The following is a 3,637-nucleotide window of genomic DNA, read 5'->3' on the forward strand; positions in this document are numbered from 1 at the left end:
TGGCCTGGGGCGCGCGCTGGGCGCGCAGATCGGCGGCGACCTGGGCGACGCCGAGCAGCAGCCCGGCCTCGAGAAGCAGGAGCAGGAGGACGAACGCGCTGCGCGACCCGAGCCATTCGGCGGCTGCCGCGAAGGCGGCGGCGGGCGCGCGGGAACGGTCGCGCGGGATGGAGCGGGTCGGATCGGTCATCGGGAGGCGCTCGCCGGCGTCGTGGAGAAGTCGTAGTCGCGGCCGTAGATGCGGCGGTATTTGGCCAGGTACATGCCGAGGTTGCCGTCGCCCGTCACCGCGAGGAGTTGCAGCAGTCGCGGCAGGCTTTCCGCGAAGCCGTGGTCGACCGCCGCCCGGAACTCCCGGATGACTGCGGCGCTGTCCGCGGGCGAGGCGACGGTCAGCATCCGCACGCCGGCCCGCATCGCTTCGGCCATCGGATAGTTGCGGTCGGCGGCCGCGTTCATGTACATCAGCCCTTCGCCGACCCGGATCTGCGCTTCCTGCGGCGGCGTGCCGTTCGGCACGGCGACGAGCGCCATCGCCAGCGCGGTCATCGCGAACAGGTCGCCGTTGCGGGCGTCGCGCCGCACCTGCGCGACGACGGTCGGATTGACCGCCATCTGGATCACCAGCGCCTGCAACCGCAGCGTTTCGGCGCGCCATTTGCGCGCGAGCGCGCGCTCATCGACGGCCATCGGATCGTTGTCGAGGAGCGGGGCGTCGAGCGGGGCATCGCCGGCGCCGGCGGCGTTGTCCGCGAGCGGCGCTTCGCCTGCCGGCGCACCACGGCCGGGCTGCGTGAGCGGCGCGCGTTGCCGCACGCTCGCCTGCGCAGCGGGCGCCGCGGTGTCGGACAGCCGCAGCGTGCCGATCAGGCCGCTGTTGTACCACGGGCGCTGCGCGTCTTCGGTCGCGACGGCCACCGCCACTTGCGTGTTGCGCAGGATCGTCGTGATGTCGCCGGCACTCGCCAGCTCCTGGCTGAGGTAATACGCGAACGGGCTGTGGTTGTGCCGGACCGAACCGAGCGCAAAGCTGTCGAGCGCGACGCCGCCAGGTTGCGTCGCGAACGCGACGAGCGTGCCATGCGGCGCGCGCACCGCCGTCATCGACGCGCCGGTCGCGCCGCGGGTCGCCGAGCTGCGGCACGCGTCGAGCAGGATCAGCAGCGCGCGCGGGTCGCCGCGGCTGACCGAACTCTGGATATAGCGCAGCGGCACCGCGTAGCGCTGCAGGTCGCCTTGCGACACCTGGCCGACGCCGACCGGCAGGTCGACCGGAATCAGGTAGTTTTCTCCGCCGGCTTCGAAGCCGTGCCCGGCGTAATAGACCAGCGCGATCGATGCGCCCGCCGCCCGCTGGCCGAAGGCATCGAGATCGGCGAGCAACTGCGCGCGCGACCGGTTCTGCTCGAGCGTGACCTGGAAGCCGATGCCGCGCAGCGCACGTGCGACGAGTTCGGCGTCGCCGGTCGGCGCTTCGAGCCGGTCGGTGCCGCGGTAGGTCGCGTTGCCGATCACGAGCGCGACGCGCGGCGCATCCGCGGCACGCGCCGGCGCGATGCCCGCCAGCACGACGAGCGCGAGCGCCGCCGCGACGTACCGCGCGGCGTCTCGCACGAAGCGCGCGAAGACGGCGTTCAGCATCGCAGGTTGTTCGCGGCGCAGGTTTCACGTGCGAACGCGTTCCCCTGCGCGGCTGCCATCTGGAGCAACTGCGTGCCTTCGCCGCGATTGCGGTGGAACGGCCGCTGGCCCAGCAGCATTGCCCGTCCCGAGACGGCCATCGCCAGCGTATCGTTGTCGGCCGCGGCGCTGCTGATCAGGCGGTAGACGTCGGAATCGGTCGCGACGCACACATGCGAGTGGGCCGCGCACAGCGCCAGCGTCAGCATGGCCGGCGGGAACGGCAGATTGGCCGCGTCGCGCAGCATGCGCTGGCCGCTCGACCGGTCGACCGGCAGGCCGCCCAGCCCGAGTACGTTCGCCTGGCCGAGCGGCCATTCGAGATGCCGGTCGTGCGTTTCGCCATAACGCGTCTGCAGCGCGTCGACGGCCGCAGCCTGCTGACCGGGCACGCCCTGGTTGTTCAGCAGCAGCCAGCCTGCCCACGCGAAGCCCGTATCGTCGCCGATCCGCGCAAGCGCATGGAACTGCGCATACGCATCGACGTAGTTGCGCGCATACGCGGCACGCTGGGCGTTCGCGACGCTCATTGCTCCTTTCCACACGTAGGCCGGCGCCGGCAGCTTGTCGAAGCCGGCGCTTTTCGGCGTGAGCCCCGCCATCCAGGCCGGCGCGGCGCCCGTGCGCTGCGTCGCGCGGAACATCGCCGGCGCATTGCGTACGCCCAGCGCCAGGAACAGGATCACGATGACGCCTGCCACGATCGCGAGCGTGATCCGCCGGCCGCGCTGTTCCGCGAGGCGTCGCGACAGCATCTCGGCGACGGCGCCGTTACCTTGCGCGACCATCCCCGCGCGTTGCTGCTCCACCTGGGCAGACTTGATCAATGCGTTGGCGTCGCGCCAGCCGCCGTCGATCTGGTCGCGCCAGCTTTCGACGGCTGCGTGCGGACTTCCGTCGGGTTGCGCCGCGTCGTCCGGCTTCAGGCCGAGCGTCGGCGCCGCCGTTTCCTGCCACCATTTGTCGACCCGCTGCCGCAGGTTCTGGACATCTGCCAGCCGGCCGAGCGCGTCGTTCGCGCCGGGCGGCAGCATGAAGGTCGAGCCGGGAGTGGGTTGGGTGTTTTGCGAATCCTGCGCCATGTCGATTCCCTGGTATTTCGTCGGATGTCGGTTCAGATGAGCTTGAGGCGGCCGAGGCAGGCGGCCGCGCGGGCGACCGCTTCGTCGCTCGCCGTCATCGATGCGTGGGCGGCATCGACGTGCTGGTTCGACAGTTCGCGCGCGTGCATCCATTTGCGCTCCGCGACGTCGAGGCGGTACGCGTCGTCCGCGAGCCGGAAATGCGCCTGCTGCTGCTGGTCGAGCTTGTCGTGCACGTCGGCAAGCAACTGCTGCGCATGCGTGGCGCTTGCGTCGAGCTGCCAGAGCTGCGACACCGACGCGTCACGCTGGCTTTCGAGCGGGTCGAGATAGCGCGCGTAGGCGATGGCGCCGGCGTCGTCGCGCCAGCCGGCCGCCGCGGCGGCCGCCGTGTCGATCAGGTCGCGGCTCATCGCGACGTAGGTCCAGGCCTGTTCTTCGAGTGCCTTCATCGTCATGCTCCCAGGCCGGCCGCGAGCTCGCGGAGCTGGCCGGCTTTTTCGTCGAGAAACCGGTCCGCCGCGCCGAGCAGGTCGCCGGATGCCTGCAGCTGCCCATCCAGACGGTGCTCATGCGCGCGGATGTCGTCGATATCGCGCGTCGCCGCCAGCGCGGTCGGCGCGATCGCGTCGATCAACGCGCGCTGCTCGTCGAGCGCGCGCCGCATGGCATCCGACAGGCCCAGCGCTTCGGTATGCCAGCGCGTCGCGTCGGCACGCATGGCGTCGGCGCGCGTCATCGACAGTTCGGCGGCGACGGCGGCCGCGTTCGCCTGCTCCGCGCACTCGGCCGACACGCGGCAGAGCGCGAGGTTTTCCTCGATCGCGTCGCTGCGGTCCGCGAGCCGGGCCGCGGTGGCGGTTGCGTGTGCGGCT

At 71.4% G+C, this 3,637-nt stretch carries 5 protein-coding genes; all 5 read right to left on the reverse strand.

What is annotated here, in order from left to right; all coding sequences use genetic code 11:
- Positions 1–190 (reverse strand): hypothetical protein (locus G3N61_RS38260; RefSeq protein ID WP_205825026.1); only part of this gene is annotated, 190 nt, incomplete at its 3' end.
- Positions 187–1,641 carry a caspase family protein gene (locus G3N61_RS38265; protein WP_205825027.1) on the reverse strand — a complete coding sequence of 485 codons (1,455 nt, stop codon included), beginning with the start codon at positions 1,639–1,641 and terminating at the stop codon, positions 187–189. The genes G3N61_RS38265 and G3N61_RS38260, both read right to left, overlap by 4 nt.
- Entirely contained in the window at positions 1,635–2,762 is a 1,128-nt protein-coding gene (locus G3N61_RS38270; protein ID WP_205825029.1) for a hypothetical protein, read from the reverse strand. The genes G3N61_RS38265 and G3N61_RS38270 overlap by 7 nt, the downstream gene beginning before the upstream one ends.
- 32 nt (positions 2,763–2,794) lie before the next feature.
- A complete protein-coding gene (locus tag G3N61_RS38275; protein WP_143331220.1) occupies positions 2,795–3,214 on the reverse strand; it encodes a hypothetical protein in 420 nt (139 codons plus the stop codon).
- A gap of 2 nt (positions 3,215–3,216) precedes the next feature.
- The coding region (locus G3N61_RS38280) for a hypothetical protein (protein WP_205825031.1) at positions 3,217–3,637 on the reverse strand (421 nt) is incomplete at its 5' end.

This window comes from Burkholderia sp. Ac-20349 (assembly GCF_017104865.1).
GTDB classification, from domain to species: Bacteria; Pseudomonadota; Gammaproteobacteria; order Burkholderiales; family Burkholderiaceae; genus Burkholderia; species Burkholderia aenigmatica.